Genomic DNA, 16,607 nt, shown 5'->3' with positions numbered 1-16,607 from the left:
ATCAACCATTCAAATGAATCTCAAAGGAAAACTCATCTCTGGCTATGCCGCCGTCGGCCTGCTGGTGCTCCTGTATCAATGGATCTTCGTGTCCGAAGCGAGCTTTGGGGTCGCGCTGGGCAAGGGCCTTGTCTGGCCGGCCGTCATCTTTCCTGGCTTGGGGGCCTTCATTGGGGCAATCCTGCTGGTTGCCGTTCTCGCGGCGATCTACCTCGCTTGAGAGGGCCATATGCCGTCTCCTTCTCCGAGAGTGACCCGGTGCGCCTTCGCTGTGATACCGATGATGCTAGGGCTTGCCGCCTGTTCGAGCGACGACAGCAAGATCTACGACGCCTACAGGTGTGCCAACGTGGCGAAGATCCTCAGCCGCTACACGCAGGCCGATGCCGCGATCCGGAAGGTGGCGCCGCTTCTGGAGCAAAAGAAGGAGAACCCTCGCATCTACATGATGGCCATGAGGGACAAGCTGACCGACGACCTGGCGCTGTACAAGCTCAGTCCCGCAGGCCAGGCGGAAAAGATCCGAGACATCTATGAGTCCGGCACCTGTCAGGAGCTCTACGAATAGCTCGGACGGACCTCGCCTGCGGCGCCCATCGCTGCTGGCAAGGTCTGTGTGAGGCATTTTCTCAGTGCGGGGCGGCAGTCTGCTGACTGGCTACCGCCTATTCCCACTCATTGCGATTTCAACACCATGAACTACTACGACGTGCTGGGTGTGCGTCCGAACGCCTCCGATCAGGAAATCGAGCTTGCCTACAGGAGCCGCCGGACCCAGTACCACCCTGATAAGTACGCCAGCGCCGACGCGGAAACTGTGAAATGGGCGACGGGGAAGATGCAGGAGGTCAACATTGCCTATGCCGCCCTGTCTGATGCCGCCAAGCGAAGGGTCTTCGATCAAAGCGCTCGCGCAGCCGATCAGGCGAGCGCCGATGCGCCGACAGAGCACCAGGCGGCAGGCCGCCAGCCTGGGAATCGCAAGCCGGAGCCCGAGGAAGCGCAGCCCGCGAAGGTCGATCTGCGAGAGGTGCTGGAGCAACGGCTTGCGCCTTACCGCGGGTTCGAACGGACCTACTTTGCTCCACGCATCCCAGCCAAGAAGCTCAACGCGGCTCGGGGAAGCTATGCGATGGACATCAAGGAAGATGACGTCCTCGTCTTGATCGACGCTACTGTGTTTGGCGGGGCGAAGGAAGGCCTCATCCTGACGAATCGGGGTATCCGCATCAAGGAGCTCATCGTGTCGGTGATCGACTGGGAGTGGAAAGACGTCCGCAGCCTCGAGGTGCGGGGAACAGCGCTCCTCGTGAACGGTCAACAAGTGGCCGACTGTGCGATGGTCGACAAACCGGAGCTTCAACGTCTTTTCGCGGTGGTTCGCGAGTTCCTGAGCCAGCTGCGAACCCCTGCTGCGGCGAGCGCCACTTCGCGCGCGCCGGAGGGAAGCTATTCCGAAATGCCTTGGAACGACCCGGCGCTGTGCCAAGAGCTTTACACGGCAGCCAAGGCGCACCTGCTCGAACTGTCGAGCATGCTGGAGCCCGTTGAGCAGGAAATCGGGGAAGAGTGGCTCGATCGGGAAGCGCTGGCGAAGCTCTTCGAGTTGTCCCTCGAAGCATTTGGCGATCCCAGGAAGGCAAAGCTGGCCTATCGATGGGTGCTGACGGTGGGGCAACTCTGTGAGGCGGCTGTTGATTCCTTGAACCAAGGTGGCACGCCCATCGATCCGGAGATCTTGCGGGGTAGTTGGGACGAACCGGTCGCCATCGTTGACCTTCGGTCAATGCTGAAGCGACTGCTGGAGGTCATTCGGGAAGAACGCGAGAAGAGGAGGGCGGATAAGTTCTTCGGGAGGTAGAGTTGTCGGGGAGTCACCGCCCGGGCAGCTTTGCGCTCCATCGCAGACATTGATTGTTCCCGGAAGTAGCAGCCCCATATCCTGGGCAAACTAATCCACCGCGGCCCGTGGTCCTGGGCGCGCTGATGCTCGCGAATATTCGTGATCTGGGGTTGAGTCAGGGAGAGGCTCTCCTGAGATTCGTGCCTGTTCAAGTTAGTGCACAGGGCACTCCGCTAGGTCCGCAAGGCGGAATCGTCGCCATTCAGGCTGGTCTCCCGTGATCATCCCTCCTTTGCGTGAAGTGATATAGATCGTTGTAAATTCAGCTTTTGGTCCCGGCTCTAGACCCTATGGCTACTACCCCTGAGCTACTTGACCTGCGGCCCGAGGCGCTTGCGGGTCGGATCGATCCAGCTGAGTTGTTGGAAACCCTGCATGCGGTGAATCGCTTGATTCCCACGCAGCAGGAGGCGATCGCCTATGCGACCGTGTATTGGGTGGTCCAGGCCATCGAGCGCGTGGCTGATGAAGAAAGCTTGTTGCTGCTCGATAAAGTGTGCGCGATCGCGGGCCGACGAGCCTCTGAGGATGAGGCTGGTGCTGCTTTTGCGATGAGCATGAAGACCATGCGGGACTTGCTTGAAGTCAAGCGACTTTCGGCCGATGCAGGGCGCTCAGGACGCGCGGGCCAGTTGCTGCGCGCACAGCCCATCTTGGATGCGCTCGCTCACGGTCCACTCAAGCAGTCCGCGTTGCGCGACCAATTGGGGCTGACTGCCGGCCGTATGAGCCAGTTGCTGGCCGTGATGGAGGAAGGGCGACTGATTTCTAGGAAGCGCCTGGGCAGGGAGAACATCGTCTCGCGCTAGGACGCAGGCGATCGCACCGTTTTGTGACGCGCCAGGCCAGCAAGGCCGGCGGACTCAACCGGCCGATGCAACGCACTTACAACCGCTTAGTCAGAAGGAGTGTTGCAGATGAGGTATCGGAGACGGACCTACTACACGAGTAGCCAGAAGGCATTGATGTGGGAAAGCTGGGCCCTTCACCAGATCGGCCAACGGTTTGGCAGACCTCACACTTCTATCCAGAACATCTTGTCCAAGATCGGTGATATTCGACCTCGGGAGCGACGGCGTGGTGCCAATAGATTGAGCCTAGCAGAGAGGGAAGAACTCTTCCATGCCTTGATTTGTGAATCGGATGCGTTCGGTGCAGCCAAACTCCGCAAGGCAGCGTCGACCATCAACTGCGAAATCGAGCGCTACGCAGCGCAAGACGGATATCGTGTGAGCTGGCTTGCCGGAATACTTTAACGCAGGGCGATATGCGCGGGTTTGAGTATGCCTGATGATTCAAAATACGCTTCAAACTATGAACCGCCGAAGCCGCCGCGGGGGGCGAGGTTTTCGCCTCAACAGTCGAGGTAGATTCGAAGACGGCCGCAAGTACCTCATAGTTGGAGGCGGCTAGAGAAAAACCGGCTGCGGTGTTTTGACCGCTTGAGACCGTGGCGCTGTAGCCTCTCCTTCGAGATGGTGGAAAGCTCCCTTTCGGCCTTCTGTGCAGGTCGTTGACATTTGCTTAAGATGCGTCGTCATTTTCGTAGGAGGTGCAATGACGGGAGACGTTTTCGCTTTGAGTTTATTTAGTTATGGCACGTGAAGTAAAAGCCATAGGAGCGGTGATGGCGGTGCTCGTCATAGCATCTCCACTGGCGCAAGCACAGGGGATGAAGCCAGACCTTTCAGCGCGCAGCTTCTGTGCACTCGGAGCTCAGGCGGGGCTTCCTACTGGAGCCTATGAAGAGTATGGGTGTTCGAGCCCTCCTTACATCACAAGCCCAACGCCTGGGAAGAACAATCTCAACAACACTCTGGCCTTCTATTCACTACCTGTGCCAAGTGAGGGTGAAAAACTGCTCTATGTTTCCCTGATGCTCAATGTTAATAATCCAGCCGAAGCATCTGCGTCCTATTTGAGGCTTAGCGCGGCTGCGGTGGAAGTGGCTAAAAAGATTCTTGGCACAGTTCCTAAGGGCTTCGAACAGTCAACCTTAAAAGGGCGTAGTGCTCGGTGGAGAGTCGCTGGCTGGATTGTTGAGGTGAATCATCGCGACTGGCACGCTCGCCTAGGTGGTCATCAGGTGACAGTGCGCTTCATGCCGTCGAAATAGCATATGGAGATCGCAGTGATTATCTTGGGAGCTATGAACGCTAGGATCAGAGGTTGTCTTGGTTTAGGACTGCTGTGCCTCGTTGCGAGTTCTTGCGCCCTTGCGCAATCGGCAGCGGAACTGGACTTGGCCGCTTGGGGGCGTAATCTTGAAGCTTCGGTGCCAGATCGAGCGATTCGATTCAAAGGGGTGCGGAAGACTGGAGATGCCGCGTTCAAGGTTGTATTCTCTACGAGCTCGCCGGCCCTCTTGTCTGAGTCAGATGCGAAGACAAACAGGGCAGCCTTTATCGCTAATCTTGCGCGAACGAAGACGTGGGAAATCAAAGCGTGCTCTCCCAGCCTCTTCCCGCTGCTAGTAAAACACACTATCGTCGTGTTTGCTGCGCTCGAAAACGCCACGGGCGAGCTTCAATCGGGGGCCTTTTGCTCGAAGCAAGCCGCCACTGCGACTGCCTCGCCGGAAACAACCAAGACGATTGGTTCGTGGTATGACGATGTGGGGTCTCCGCGCTACCTCAATGCGACCTTCACGATTCGAACAATCAACGGAAAAGTCATCCTCACGCGGTTGAATGGGGATGGCAGTCGAGGGGAGTATGAGCTTGCGGTGGCGGGTGACACGTACGTGAAGGTTGGCGACAAGCATGGGGCCTATTACATAGTCACGCCATCAGGTCTGAGGATCAATGACCGCCAAGGCTACATTCGGACAGCCAAGCCAAAATGAGAGCGTCGTTGATTGCAGTCCTTTCCGTTTTGAGTCTTCCTGCTTGGGCGGCCGGGCGGTCTGGTTCGTATGTGGCTAGTGGCGACAAGGTCAGCTTCTACCTCCAATTGGTCGAAAGCACCGGAGGTATTTTTGTCGACCGCTTCCAGCAGGCTGGGAGCGTGGCGGGAGTATCGCTATCTCGGGTGGGCGCCGGCCTGAGGGCTCTATATCACTGGGGCCAGGGGCCTTCGGGTGAATCTTCGATCTGGCACAAAGGCGGATACGGCGAAGGCAGTGGCAGCGCTTGAACAAGGTGCTCGCCAAGCCGTCGCAGTTGCGAGCGAGAAGAAGGTGAAGGAAGGCAACGAGCTTAGGTGGTTTTTCCAAGAGCGGCGTCTATCACCTATGTTGTGAGGCGCCACGCGTCGTCCGATGCAGCGACTGGAGGCGTGAGTAACACGCACCGTTCACAACACAAAGCTCTGTGCGCCGAGATGGGCAAGGGCTTTGTGGTTGTGGATGAATTGCGCGCCGAGCGGGTTAAATACGCTCTGCACTTGACCCTACGAGCCACGGCCAAGAACATGTATCGTGTATTCGCGGCGCGGCCCGTCGCCGCCAGACCAAGCTCAGTCGGTCGAGCCTTGGAAGAGCGCGTCGAGCTTCTGTTCGAAGGCGTGGTACCCGATGCGCTCGTAGAGCTCCTCTCTCGTTTGCATCGTGTCGATCACTGCCTCTTGCGTGCCGTCGCGGCGAATGGCTGTGTAGACGCTTTCCGCGGCCTTGTTCTTCGCGCGGAAGGCGCTGAGCGGATAGAGCACCATTGCAAGGCCCGCCGACTCGAGTTCCGCGACGCTGAACAGCGGAGTTTGACCAAACTCGGTGATGTTCGCGAGCACGGGTACATTCAAAGCTTCGGTGAAGCGGCGGAATGTTGGCAAGTCGCGCGCGGCTTCGGCAAAGATTGCATCCGCACCAGCCTCGGTAAACCGCGCAGCGCGCTCAAACGCTGCCTCCAGGCCTTAGGCCGCAATCGCATCGGTGTGCGCGATGACGAAAAAGCTTTCGTCGCAGCGCGCATCAACTGCAGCCTTGATGCGGTTGACCATCTCCCCGGTGGAGACGATTTCCTTGCCTGGCCGGTGCCCGCAACGTTCAATAAGACTTGGTGGACACCTGAACACTATCGCTCCTCGGCACACTGGCGATTGGCGGCGGCGGCGCCGCCGCACGGGTTCTGCCCGCGGGCGCGGAGCCTAGTGCCACGGTCGCGGCGGTCGCGCGAGCCCTCGGCCTGAGCGACGACCCCGTTCCACGGATCATCCGACATCTATCTCTCAGCGATTAGGTCGCGGTCTGCTCGGCCAAGAAGAATGCACGATATCTAAGCCCAATCCTTCTACAAACTGGCGGCCACGCCGCATTCCGTCAACTTCGATATAGCAGTGTTAAGCCTAGGTTGCATGAGGGAATCGAGCTTTGAAAAGTCGATGGCCCCGGTTCCGACGAGCGCGCTTCGGGAAAATGCCGTCCCAGCGTTGTTGACGGGGACGCTCCCGGGGTTTTTCTCGCATATTTCCCCGATCCGCCGTATCAAGATGTCGAAGTCAGATAGCTTGAAGACATTGCTAAATGTCTCTTTGGTTCGGCAATACCGCTCGGTAGCGAGTGAAGCTGCTGCAAGAGACGGTGCATCTGGAGACGCATCTGCCGAACTCTGAATCAATATACACTGTGCCGTCAACGAAATCTGACTAGCAACATGCTGGCGATATGCGGCCGTGGTCCCGATGTCTGCAAGTTTTGAAAGTTGCTCTTGTAGTTGTTTCTCCGCGGCGTCTTTCTTCTTCGCAGTGACGAATTCTTCAAGCGGCTTCTGAAGGTCGATTGGATTTGATGCTTTAATCTTTTCTAGAAGCTGAGCCGTAGTCGTGGTTGGCGTCAAATCTGGTCCCGGCATGTTTTTCACAAAAGTGAAAATCATGTAGTTTGTTTCATTATCATCCCGATTGTACGGAGCAAAAGTCCCGGTTCCCGGGTTATAGGATGTATACCACTGGCAGATATTAGAAAATTCCCCGGTTTTAGTTCGCTTAGAGGGGGGTTGTTCCGAGCAATCTTGCCTCCAAGGAAAGTTGAAATCCCTTTTGGATTTTCTAATTAATGCCAAATCTCCTTCTTGAAGCGTTGGAAGATATGCTTTACTTTGAACGTCCGGGGTCAGGAGCATTCTAAATCGACCCATGACATCGTCACGATTGCTTTGTACCAATACGGAGCCGAGCGTATTCAAAAGAGCCAATGACACGGGAGAGGCATTAATTCCCGGGGCTGTTCCGAGCTTTGCGAGACTGGAGATGATTGCACCTGTCTGCTTGCGCTCCTCTTCGTCAATTTCGATGACAGTCACATCCAGCATGATTGGCCCGCCCTCCCATTTGACAGGTCCGAAAACCGGGCCAAAGGATTGATTAATGGGCTGATTTTCTTCCACATCGCCGGAGTAAAAAACAACTCGGCCGGGGTTGGAAGCGTCGGCAGGCGATACCAAGGGCGCCAAGCTCTGATCTGTGCTTACATTTGCAATAATTGCAATCTCTCCTGCAATCTTTCCGCTTGGACGAGTGTATCGAGACCAAGCACGCTTAAACATCCCCTCGGTGATATAGGAAAAAACCGCAGACTTGAGGTAGATGGAGATAGTGTCGCCCTTCTCGAATTTTCCGTTGAGTTTGGCTCTCTGAGCCGGACTCTGGTATTTGTCGACCCAATCGGCGAACCATTCGGTAGATATAAACTCTTCATCAACCTGGTCGGGCTCAGAACGAACTGATCCTGACGGCTCAGAAGTTCCAGCGGACTTTTTAGACTGAATCGTATTTTTTATCTCACGCGCCCCTTGGGTTGATTTGGTCGCACCTTTTTCAAAAGGCTTGAGGCCCGATCCTTTTTGCTCAACTGCGGCCGGGAGTCGCACTGGCGTAGGCTTGAAGGGAGGGGCGTTCTGCTCTCCGGGCACTTTAGTGACGTCAGAACCAGCACCTTTGCCTGAGCGAGTGATCTTTACGCCCTGAGTCGCTCCGATGTACCGATAGTCCCCGCCACCTTCATAGAGCTGATTGCTGGTGCAGCCCGATATGGCCAACGCGCCAACAAGGATCGCAACACCGCTATGACGGCCGCGCACAAAAGTCCATTGCATGTTTCCCCTCCGGAGAGTTCTTTAGTTCAACGTGAACTTCGAAAAAAACTAGCTGCGAATAAGCAAAGCTAGCAGGGCTTCATGCTGAGTTACGTGTGTCAGACTGCTTGATGAGCCACTGGTGCCTTGCCGGCCGAGTGCGCGGCAGATAAGGAGTAAACGATCTGCAAAGATTCATGGATATCGCTGACTCCTTGTCTAGGATACTCCCGCTTTTAGACTTCGTGATTCGGTTGATTCACTTTGTGGAGATCGCTCGATTGCAACTGGATGACTGCTTTTTTGCTAGCACTTCGAATGGACTTCACAAGGCTTATCGTTTTCCGATTTTTCTTGCGGGAACTCTTTTTCGAGCCGCAGGCGAAGCCGGCTTCTTTTGCGTACGGGAGGATGCCGCTTTCTTGGCGGCGGGCCCCTTCTGGGAAGTTCGCGTAATTTGAGGCTGCGCGAGCTTTGCCTCGGCAGGCTTTTCGTCGATTAGCTGGTCAGGATTTCGAAGTCGGGATACGATGGTGTTTATGTGCGCCATCTCGCGCGCGCGTAATGACCCGTCTTTTGCATATTTGACGTAGTCGAGGATCGCATCACTAAGCGTCGAAGAGACAGTAAAAGTTTCGCCACCGGCAGTTGTTCCGCATGCATAGATGCGGAAATCTTCGTCGGTGGTCCAAGCACTATCAGATTCAACAGCACCTCTTCGAGGAAGATCGCGAACGACTTGACATAACTCTCGAGCCAAAAATTCGGCGTCGTCTTCGTCTTCGTCTTCGTTCGGGTCACGCACAATGAAAGACTTGTCATCCGTAAAAAATATGACCTGAGATGTATTGGCGGGACATCCGATAAGTTTGAATTGGACGTTTAGGAACCCGCTCTTGTTGAACGCAAGCGTTGAGGAACTGCTACGAGCGACGAGTCGCGGAATGATGTGAAGTCGCATCTTCGGATCGAAACCTTTCCGACACTTAAGAACCGAAGAAACTGCTTGGTCCTGGAGAGCCTCCATCATCTGGCGGCCAATTTCAAAGGCATCTCTGACCGATGATCCCATCAGTATTCGATCGTAGAACACTAGAGCCGAAGCCCTTGCAGTCGAATTTGTTATGAGAGCCGTGGTTCCAATTGCGGCAGAGACGGTCGTGATCACTTCGGCTGCGAGCGCCTCGGAGTTGCAGGCGTTGAAGTAAACCAGCGTTGGTGGATGCTCGTAGTTAAAAAATTCTCGCAACATCTTTCCTGTCAATCTGACCGGCCTGTTGGCAGAACTGGCTAGGTGAAGCTCACCGAAATCGCCGTGAGCCGAGAAATGAACTATGTCCGGGCGATGGCGAGACAACTCCATAGGAAGATGTTCGACCGGAACGGCAGGAAGAAATACAAATTGAGCAGGTTCGCCGCTGGCTTGCAACGTGCGGCGCTGCAGTTCGGTGATCTCTCTTTCCAGAGCGAGTTCTTCCGCCCCATCCGGGCGGCCGGCAATGTAGAGGACCTTCATTGCCAGACCTAACGCGCGGCCTCGAATAGCCAGCGAGCTACTTGTGCGTCGTTTAGGTATCCTTCGATACCATGGGCATTATCCGTTTGGTTGTGTACGCCTCCGAAATTTTCAATCTCTGGAGTAATGTCCCAAGTTTTTTTATCAAGTGCTCGGAGCGCCACCACGTCTCGCTCGTCATATGCATTTTTCCAAATTGCAACGCCGGCCGGCATCGATAGCGGGGCCGGGAGATTATTTCTAATAGCGTTCAATCCGAGAGGTGAGCCGATGGTGATAAAAGCTCGTACGTCAGCTTTTCCATTCAGTGCCGTGAGCGACCTGTAGGCTACGACCGAGCCGAGGGAGTGGCCCAGTACAACGCATGGTCCATCACCAACTATTGCCGCAGTCACGATGTCGTCAATAAATTTTGCAACGTTTCGGTTTTTCAAATATAGATATGTATCACTGGTGAATTGACTTAGAACGAAGTCGCCTACACCTTGTTTTTTGTCAAGAGCTTTCAGTATTGCGTGGACCCAACCCCACTGGAGCGGTCCACGTTCTCTTACGAAATTGGGGGAAGTCTCGTTATCTATAGCTTCGGTAGACAGCCCTGCATTCTGGGCCAACTCTGTCGCTAGCTCGAGTCTGAACGCGAGTTCTGGGTCAGGTGCATCTCCTCCTTTGGCGGAAACTCCAGTCGATAGGCGCGCATCGGCTTCAATAAAAAGTCTTTCCAATTCGTCGCCGTAAAACGGAAAAGAGATCGTTAAAGGAGATGGGCGCAGCAAGTTTGCGTTCCTTAAGCCTAGATCAAAAGTCGACTCCCAGAGTTTTTGTAGGGCGACAACATCTTTTCCTTGCTGAGAGCGGCCGTGTACAAAGATTAGTCTCATTGCAATTTGCCTCCAAAAATGTGGTTTTCAAGAATGTCAATTCCTTCGGGCGCGAATGTCGTCCAGAGGCTTGGCAAAACATGCTTCCGCGCTTCCATAAGCACGGGGGGCATTTTTTCTTCAAACGGACCGAGAAGCATCCAGCCCTGGGTAAGGACCGGAAGCCAAGGTGCGAAGTCGAGAACTTTGATGAGGTCAATGAACGGCCTATGCCTCGAAGAAACAGCAGCGAGCAGAGCGACGTCAAAGAGCAACGGTGATCGCGATTGAGACATATGGTCGAATACAGACCAAACTTGCTCATGGTTTCCAGCCTGCATATAGGCATAAGCGGCAAAAAGTCCAAGCGTCGGATCCAGGGCCTTATGCTGTCGGAGAAGGTGAGCAGTCAAGTTTGCAGTCTCAGGATCAAACCTTAGGGAGCCATGACGCGCCAATGTCGCCATGAGCGCGCGGCTGCTTTCAATCTTGCTGCTTCTAGATAAATACGATTGACGATCTCTGCTACGGCTGGAGGGCGTGTAGTTGACTGTTAGCACTCGACCGTTTTCGTAAACAACACTTCCAACATATCCAGGAAGAACTGAGAGAAAAGTGCCAGAACCATCCTTGAATCTAGCGAGTGCGCCTCGCGGCTTTTCATTGGCCCATGTGTCAAGTTCTTCTGCATAGATGCGCGCTTGGGTTGCACCATTTTCTTCCCACACGTCGCATAACTCTGTGCGGTCGCTAACGCGAACGTAGTCTATTTCGACGCCATAGAAAGTAAAACCGGTACCCGTTTCGAACGAGCTTCGTGACGAAGATGTTATTATTTTTTCGAAAGAGGATTGAGCGTCTTGTACGTTCGGAATGGAAGGGCGGGCCGCATCTCTATCGGAGGTACTTTCGGAATTTAGCCAGCGCTTCCAGCTTTTGAATAAAGGTACCGTGGGGGCGGTGAGTTCGTCGATTAAGGGGGTATCTCGATGAACAGAGCGAACAATATCGTCTAGGTTCGTCGAGGCGGGAGGTTTCATTTCGCGACTGACAGCTCCTCGAGCATTCGCGTCTATATTCGTCGGCCCGACAGATTTTAGAGAGGCGAGATACTTAGGTAGGGCGGACTCCACCCGGATATCCGGATCCTGCATCAGATTGATAGCCACTTTTGCGGCTGCTTCGGGAACTGCTTGGAGAAGATGCTGTTTGAGGCGTCTGCTTGTAACGACCCCGAGCCTCTGACTTTCGACCTCAATGGTTTCGACCAGCGATGGAGGATTACCTTCAAGGGCCTCCAGCAAGCATGAGGTGAGCAGTCCTCGGAAATCCTTCTGCGCTTGATCAGGGGGAACTTCGAGAGCTGGGTCGCCCGGAAGCGTCGCATAGAAGATGTCAACCTCTGGGCCGGGACCAGCCGGATTTCGTGGAGGAAAGACGGAACCCGGCGTCAGTAGCCCGAAGCGGAAATTCGCCGGCATTGAACGGCAAGCGTCAGAGATGAATACCACGTGCGGGATGCCGGATGTTCGCGCTGCGGCTATCGAGCCGGTCAGGTTTACCGCTTCGCTAGGATTTTGGAGGGCGCCCGACATAAGCCAAGCTTCCGTATCAGGTGCGAGCAGTATTCCGTGGCCCGAGAAGTAGACGACGAGTTGAGAGTAAACGCGGAGCGAAACAAAGCGGTCGACTACTTCGAATAGTTTCGAGACAGTGATCGGGCCGGCAGCGTCCGTGAGCTTTACGACATCGAATCCCTGGCGCTGGCCCCAGTCAGCGATCTTGTCTGCGCCTGCAGCTGCTGCCTTGAGTGGAGTAAATTCAGGGCTTGCAGTACGGTCTATTCCTACTGCAATCATGGCTTTTTTCAATGATTTCTCCTCAATCTTTATGCTCGAGAGAGTGGGACGGGCATGTTCTGTGTTCAGCTTGCCGGCCGGGCATTCAGGTACGTCGAGTGTCTTTACCCCTCACGTAGGACTCGTTAGCTCAACACCTGAAGTCCCCGCTCCAAGGAGGAACCTATTTCGTATTTTGGATCTCGTCAATCACCTAATTTGGGGGGCACGACGGAATCGGGTGATCGTCGCCATGGCGCTGTCGGTGTCTGAAGGCAACGTCGCGCGGTGTCGAGACTCCACGATCTGCGGCCACTGACGCCGGGCTAACGTTCGCGAACGAGTTCTGTAGAGCACGGAGAGAGTGACTGTTAACTTTCGCTGGCGTGCAGCCGTCTTTTGGAGGTTTCGTCGGAGTTCGCTTTCGAAGAACGTCGCTCTACAATAGATGCGGGTGCCCACCTTGCTTGCACACGAGCAGAAAAAGGACCTTTCTCCTCAAGCGTCATCATCTTTTCACTCTTCCTCAGCGGGGATGCGTGGAGCCTTAAACGTGTGCGTCCGCTCGAAACGCATTCCCGTGGAAAGGCTAGAGATGAACGTGAAGACCATTACCTATGAAATTCATCGCGCCGCTAAGGCTGCGACTGGGCTAGATTTCGCACGCTCCCATGTGCATGAGTTGATAGCGGCAGCTCTCGGGCAAGGGAGCTATGCCTCGTTACTTGCGCAGGGGGGCTTGTGCCAAATGCCCGCCTCCCTGGCCGTTTGCCTGCCTTTGGACGCAGAAGCTGTTAGGCAGCGAGCACACACCCTCGGACATCCAGAATCATCTCTCGCTGGTCTATCTGAGATAGTGGTGAAGACGATCAACGACCATTGCTTACGCCTGCTCCCGCTTAACGTGGTGCTCTCTGCGCTACTGGGTGGCTACGACGAGCTGGGAGCTGAGCGACTTGTTCCAAAAGCGGGCGCCGATGAGGTGGAGGGGGTTGATGCCGACGGCGATTGGCACACAGACAGCATGGACGATGAGGAATGGGAAGCGCGCTTCGCTGAGCAACAGATGCAGTTCGTGTCACTGCATAGCGAGGCGGTTCGCGAGACGCTTCGCGCTGCGATCGACCGCTCTGATGCCCGCGCGCACCTTGCCATGGCGCTGCTCGCGTCGGGAGAAGACGACGAGCCGCTGGAAGTTTCGCAGACCCATGGAAAGTATTGGTTTGATCGCCAGGAGGGCGGCCACAAGCTGATAGGCGTCGAGCAGGAGTGGGCTGACGCATATGGCCGAGCCCTCAACGCGCGAAGTGTGGCCAAAGAGCATCTGATGGCCGCCGCCGATCTCGGCCAAGCGGACGCGCTTCTAATCACAGCAAGGGACTATGGGGATCCAAGGTTTTTTGAGCTAAAGCAGCCGAGCGTGCTCGTAGATCCCATGGAGGTAGTGCGCACCGCGGAGCGGCTTGGGCGAACAGTTGAAGCCACGGCGTGGCTGAAAATCGCGGCCGAGCAGGGTAGCCTCCTTGCGATGCGCGAACTGATAGATCTACTTGAGGATGACGACCCGCTCGAGAGCTGGACCTGGTTCCACTTGGCCAAGCTTCACGGCAAAGACCTGATGCAAGACGACTATCACGCGATCAATGAGGACGGCAGTCCCTACGACGACGATGTCGGCGGCCCCATGTACGCGCAGGGTGAGGACGGGGTTGAGCTGCCGAGCGCCAGTGCGGAAATCCAAGAGCGCGCGCAGCAGCTTGCGGTTGCGATATTCTCACGGGGATAGGTCATAGGAAGCGCCCACGAGCTGTGAGCCAAGCGGCGATATCGAATTATTTTTTATATCGCCGTTCGAACTTGCTTGGTTGCGATGCGCCTCCTGCACGGGCGTACCGCTCGCCGACCATCCCGGGTGCGCCCTACCGGTCTGAACCTATCGGTCGAGAGTGAAGAAGCTTATAGATGTTCGCTGGCAAATACCTTTGCACCGACTGAAGCGATGCCGCCGCCGAGAAGATCTGACCAGGTAGAGTCAAGAGATAGGTAACGCGGCCATTCTGACCTTCTATTTCAAAGCAGTACAGGCGGTGGAGGTCTTGGCGACTCCATCGGAAGCCGCTGACTTCGGTGACACGAGGGCACAACACTTCTAGGTCAAGCAGCCTTTTAGCCTGGCCCGCATTCTCTAGATCCATCCCCACTTGCGTGGCCAGTGCAGCGCCTGAGCGGGATGCGGCAAGCACGACCTTGGGCTGGAAGCGCAGAGCCATATGAACCGTACTGACGGCTGATTTCTTAAGGGCAATGCGAATCTGAGCCGCCTCACCCGCTTGCTGCGGATTTGCGTGTATCAGACCTGTAATTCGGTCTTCCGAACTGTGGAAGGGGAGAAGATCGACCGCTCCAACGTTTCCATCCGCAGCCCATTCCCAGATATCGCCGGGCCTAAGCGGATCTTCGAGCGAGGAGTGTGCGAACCGGGCCACGTTGCTCCACCACTTGCTTGTCTTGAAGTAGTCCAGGTGATGAACAAAGGGGGCTTCGCAAAATTTGCGATTTCCCTCAATAGAGTTCCTCCATTGCATCTCTAAATCATTTCGCTTGTGAACGAAATGCGGGTTGGCCGAAAGCACAACCAGACCTTTGAATCCACCGATCGCTGTTGTCGGAAGATGGTTATCGCGTAGACGTGCCCCGTAGTTGAGATGATCGCTAGTGATAGGCTGACCAGAATTGAGCAGTACCTCGGACACCTTGCGTTGAACATGCTGCCCCACTGGCCTTGTGCCATGGATAGGCTGTCTCGAATGCTGTTCGAACTGCCAGCTCAGAACGTCTGTCCAAAGCTGTGTGGGCGATTCGGTGGCGTCGAGTTTTCGGGCGTACGCGTCTAGGTAAGCGAGCGCGGCTTGCATTCTGTCGTTTGGGAGTAGCGCTCTTCGCAGCGGGCGAGGGACGCAGAGATCGGAATTTAGTACGCCGATGCTACCCGCGAAGACCTACCGTTTTGCGACGCGATGCGAGGCGGATGTCGCAGACCGACAACATGCTTCTGAGGCCGCTGATGCCACCCTCTCAGAGCACGAGACAGCAGTACCTGATCGACGGTGAACTGCAAGTTGCCTGGCAGAGCTGCTCACGGGCACTGGAATCCGAGGGCCTTGAACAGAGGCTGCGCGGCGCCAACCGAGCGATCCCGGATCGGGCGACCGAGCAGCCGAAGTTTGGATAAAGCTAGCGCTCGCCTAAGGAGGCGCCGCGGAGCGCGCTATCCGTTATCGATGCAACGCATCAGTTCGTCAACGGCATCGCGTCGTAGCCATGAGTGGATGTGCCCGTTCTTGATCGGACCATGATGTTTGATGGTGTACCTCAGGAGGCGAGCGCAGTATTCAAGGGCAAAACGGTGATTTGCTTTTGTCGTAGTGATGAACGATCTGCAACTTCCGTCTCCGCCTTCTTTCAATAACAATTCCTTGAGTTCCGTACTAAAGCCGATGGAGTTTCCTGAGCATTGAAAGATGCCTGCTTCCTCTGTGCAGTCCGTGTTCGAGGCTGGATTGTTGAGGTCTCTGCCCGCGTCCCATTTCCAAGAGCTCTCGAAGCCGCCAAGTACTCGTAGCACTTCCAGCATTACCGCACGTCGATGCGAGCCTCCGCGCCAGGGACCTAGTATCGGTGCGACGCTTGAATAGATATCAAATTTGTCATTCTTGACAAAAATTTCTTCATCGGCTTCACGCCCCCATTCAATCAATTCGGCCAGGAATGCGTCTGAAGGTATTCCTCGATTGTGAACCTTCTGTCTGCAGGCGACGAGTTGGTTCAGTGCCCAGGTGTTTCCTGTGGGTTGAGGCACTGTGGGGGACAGGAACTGGCTCACCTCGAAGTGCATGGGATCATTGAATGACTTGCCCCACAGGAACCCGTTGGCTTGGAAAATGGGAGCGAGGGGCGCGATGGATGCACCGAGGCTACCGTCGTCGGAGTTCAGATCGATTGCGATCCCAAAAGAGTGATTCGATGGGAGCTTGCTCAGGCCTCCTCCAACGGGCTTGCGCAATCGTTTGTTCAGCGTGCCTGCGCAGGTTTTCACCAGGCCAAGTAGGCCTTGGGCTTGAATCTGGGCAAAGGATTTAAGAAGCTGCGCATGGCCACTGTCATAGAAGCGTAGGCGGCCACCGTTCGCGCCAGGCACCTCAGCAAGCTGGGGGATCGTCAGTGGGGTGATCCTCGCCTCGTTAAACCCGCTGATGAATGAGATGTGGTCACCTCGCACCCACTTGTTCTGGGTCGCAGTACGGAACCGAATGGGTCCGAACAGGGGATGGTTGAAAGTGCTTTCGGGCATGGCGTAGTTCCTTTGAGCAGAAGGGCCACGCTTTTTACGCCGAAAGTTTAATTTCCGGTATCCCCCAGCCGAAGAATTGTCACTCGCAAGGACTGAGTGTGGTGGTGGCCAAGTCGTGGATCGTCAGCTCA

The 16,607-nt window shown here is 55.5% G+C and carries 13 protein-coding genes and 1 pseudogene; 7 read left to right on the top strand and 7 right to left on the bottom strand.

Annotated elements, in window-relative coordinates:
* Positions 1 to 13 precede the first annotated feature (13 nt).
* The 6 genes from AC07PU_RS31350 (at position 14) to AC07PU_RS31325 (ending at position 4,748) form a co-directional block, all read left to right on the top strand.
* Complete coding sequence (locus tag AC07PU_RS31350) at positions 14 to 220, top strand: hypothetical protein (RefSeq protein ID WP_495322190.1); 207 nt, start codon at positions 14 to 16, stop codon at positions 218 to 220.
* 129 nt (positions 221 to 349) lie between these two features.
* Positions 350 to 568, top strand: coding sequence for a hypothetical protein (locus AC07PU_RS31345; protein WP_495322189.1), 219 nt, complete (start codon positions 350 to 352; stop codon positions 566 to 568).
* A 126-nt stretch (positions 569 to 694) separates the two neighbouring features.
* Positions 695 to 1,861 (top strand): J domain-containing protein, encoded by a 1,167-nt coding sequence (locus AC07PU_RS31340; protein WP_495322188.1) that lies wholly within the window; start codon positions 695 to 697, stop codon positions 1,859 to 1,861.
* A gap of 332 nt (positions 1,862 to 2,193) precedes the next feature.
* Entirely contained in the window at positions 2,194 to 2,712 is a 519-nt protein-coding gene (locus tag AC07PU_RS31335) for a helix-turn-helix transcriptional regulator (protein WP_495322187.1), read from the top strand.
* A gap of 818 nt (positions 2,713 to 3,530) precedes the next feature.
* Positions 3,531 to 4,019, top strand: coding sequence for a hypothetical protein (locus AC07PU_RS31330; protein WP_495322186.1), 489 nt, complete (start codon positions 3,531 to 3,533; stop codon positions 4,017 to 4,019).
* A gap of 3 nt (positions 4,020 to 4,022) precedes the next feature.
* Positions 4,023 to 4,748, top strand: coding sequence for a hypothetical protein (locus tag AC07PU_RS31325; protein WP_495322185.1), 726 nt, complete (start codon positions 4,023 to 4,025; stop codon positions 4,746 to 4,748).
* A 611-nt stretch (positions 4,749 to 5,359) separates the two neighbouring features.
* Here AC07PU_RS31325 and AC07PU_RS31320 read toward each other — a convergent pair.
* The 5 genes and pseudogenes from AC07PU_RS31320 to AC07PU_RS31300 form a co-directional block, all read right to left on the bottom strand.
* Positions 5,360 to 5,887: pseudogene (locus AC07PU_RS31320) on the bottom strand (isocitrate lyase/phosphoenolpyruvate mutase family protein); the annotation flags it as partial.
* 242 nt (positions 5,888 to 6,129) lie between these two features.
* Positions 6,130 to 7,932 (bottom strand): hypothetical protein, encoded by a 1,803-nt coding sequence (locus AC07PU_RS31315; RefSeq protein WP_495322184.1) that lies wholly within the window; start codon positions 7,930 to 7,932, stop codon positions 6,130 to 6,132.
* 313 nt (positions 7,933 to 8,245) lie between these two features.
* Positions 8,246 to 9,427, bottom strand: a complete 1,182-nt coding sequence (locus tag AC07PU_RS31310) for a CHAT domain-containing protein (protein ID WP_495322183.1) — start codon at positions 9,425 to 9,427, stop codon at positions 8,246 to 8,248.
* Positions 9,428 to 9,435: 8 nt separating this feature from the next.
* Entirely contained in the window at positions 9,436 to 10,203 is a 768-nt protein-coding gene (locus AC07PU_RS31305; protein ID WP_495322182.1) for a lipase family protein, read from the bottom strand.
* Positions 10,204 to 10,304: 101 nt separating this feature from the next.
* A complete protein-coding gene (locus AC07PU_RS31300; protein ID WP_495322181.1) occupies positions 10,305 to 12,158 on the bottom strand; it encodes a caspase family protein in 1,854 nt (617 codons plus the stop codon).
* 826 nt (positions 12,159 to 12,984) lie between these two features.
* On the opposite strand from AC07PU_RS31300, the gene AC07PU_RS31295 reads away from it, so the two are divergent.
* Positions 12,985 to 13,911 (top strand): hypothetical protein, encoded by a 927-nt coding sequence (locus AC07PU_RS31295; protein WP_495322180.1) that lies wholly within the window; start codon positions 12,985 to 12,987, stop codon positions 13,909 to 13,911.
* A gap of 133 nt (positions 13,912 to 14,044) precedes the next feature.
* Here the strand turns inward: AC07PU_RS31295 and AC07PU_RS31290 are convergent, their stop codons facing one another.
* Together AC07PU_RS31290 and AC07PU_RS31285 are read right to left on the bottom strand one after the other, a co-directional pair.
* A complete protein-coding gene (locus AC07PU_RS31290; RefSeq protein ID WP_495322179.1) occupies positions 14,045 to 15,040 on the bottom strand; it encodes a hypothetical protein in 996 nt (331 codons plus the stop codon).
* 353 nt (positions 15,041 to 15,393) lie between these two features.
* Positions 15,394 to 16,476 carry a M15 family metallopeptidase gene (locus tag AC07PU_RS31285; protein ID WP_495322178.1) on the bottom strand — a complete coding sequence of 361 codons (1,083 nt, stop codon included), beginning with the start codon at positions 16,474 to 16,476 and terminating at the stop codon, positions 15,394 to 15,396.
* Between the last annotated feature and the right edge of the window lie 131 nt (positions 16,477 to 16,607).

It is taken from the genome of Variovorax sp. GW821-FHT10D07 (genome assembly GCF_059415325.1).
This window is presented reverse-complemented; position numbering and strand designations above follow the sequence as displayed.

What these genes read in the sequence shown, in the direction of transcription:
- AC07PU_RS31350 (WP_495322190.1), top strand. Translation starts at nt 14, where the DNA reads ATGAATCTCAAAGGAAAACTCATCTCTGGCTATGCCGCCGTCGGCCTG.
- AC07PU_RS31340 (WP_495322188.1), top strand. Translation starts at nt 695, where the DNA reads ATGAACTACTACGACGTGCTGGGTGTGCGTCCGAACGCCTCCGATCAG.
- AC07PU_RS31335 (WP_495322187.1), top strand. Translation starts at nt 2,194, where the DNA reads ATGGCTACTACCCCTGAGCTACTTGACCTGCGGCCCGAGGCGCTTGCG.
- AC07PU_RS31330 (WP_495322186.1), top strand. Translation starts at nt 3,531, where the DNA reads ATGGCGGTGCTCGTCATAGCATCTCCACTGGCGCAAGCACAGGGGATG.
- AC07PU_RS31325 (WP_495322185.1), top strand. Translation starts at nt 4,023, where the DNA reads ATGGAGATCGCAGTGATTATCTTGGGAGCTATGAACGCTAGGATCAGA.
- AC07PU_RS31315 (WP_495322184.1), bottom strand. Translation starts at nt 7,932, where the DNA reads ATGCAATGGACTTTTGTGCGCGGCCGTCATAGCGGTGTTGCGATCCTT.
- AC07PU_RS31310 (WP_495322183.1), bottom strand. Translation starts at nt 9,427, where the DNA reads ATGAAGGTCCTCTACATTGCCGGCCGCCCGGATGGGGCGGAAGAACTC.
- AC07PU_RS31290 (WP_495322179.1), bottom strand. Translation starts at nt 15,040, where the DNA reads ATGCAAGCCGCGCTCGCTTACCTAGACGCGTACGCCCGAAAACTCGAC.
- AC07PU_RS31285 (WP_495322178.1), bottom strand. Translation starts at nt 16,476, where the DNA reads ATGCCCGAAAGCACTTTCAACCATCCCCTGTTCGGACCCATTCGGTTC.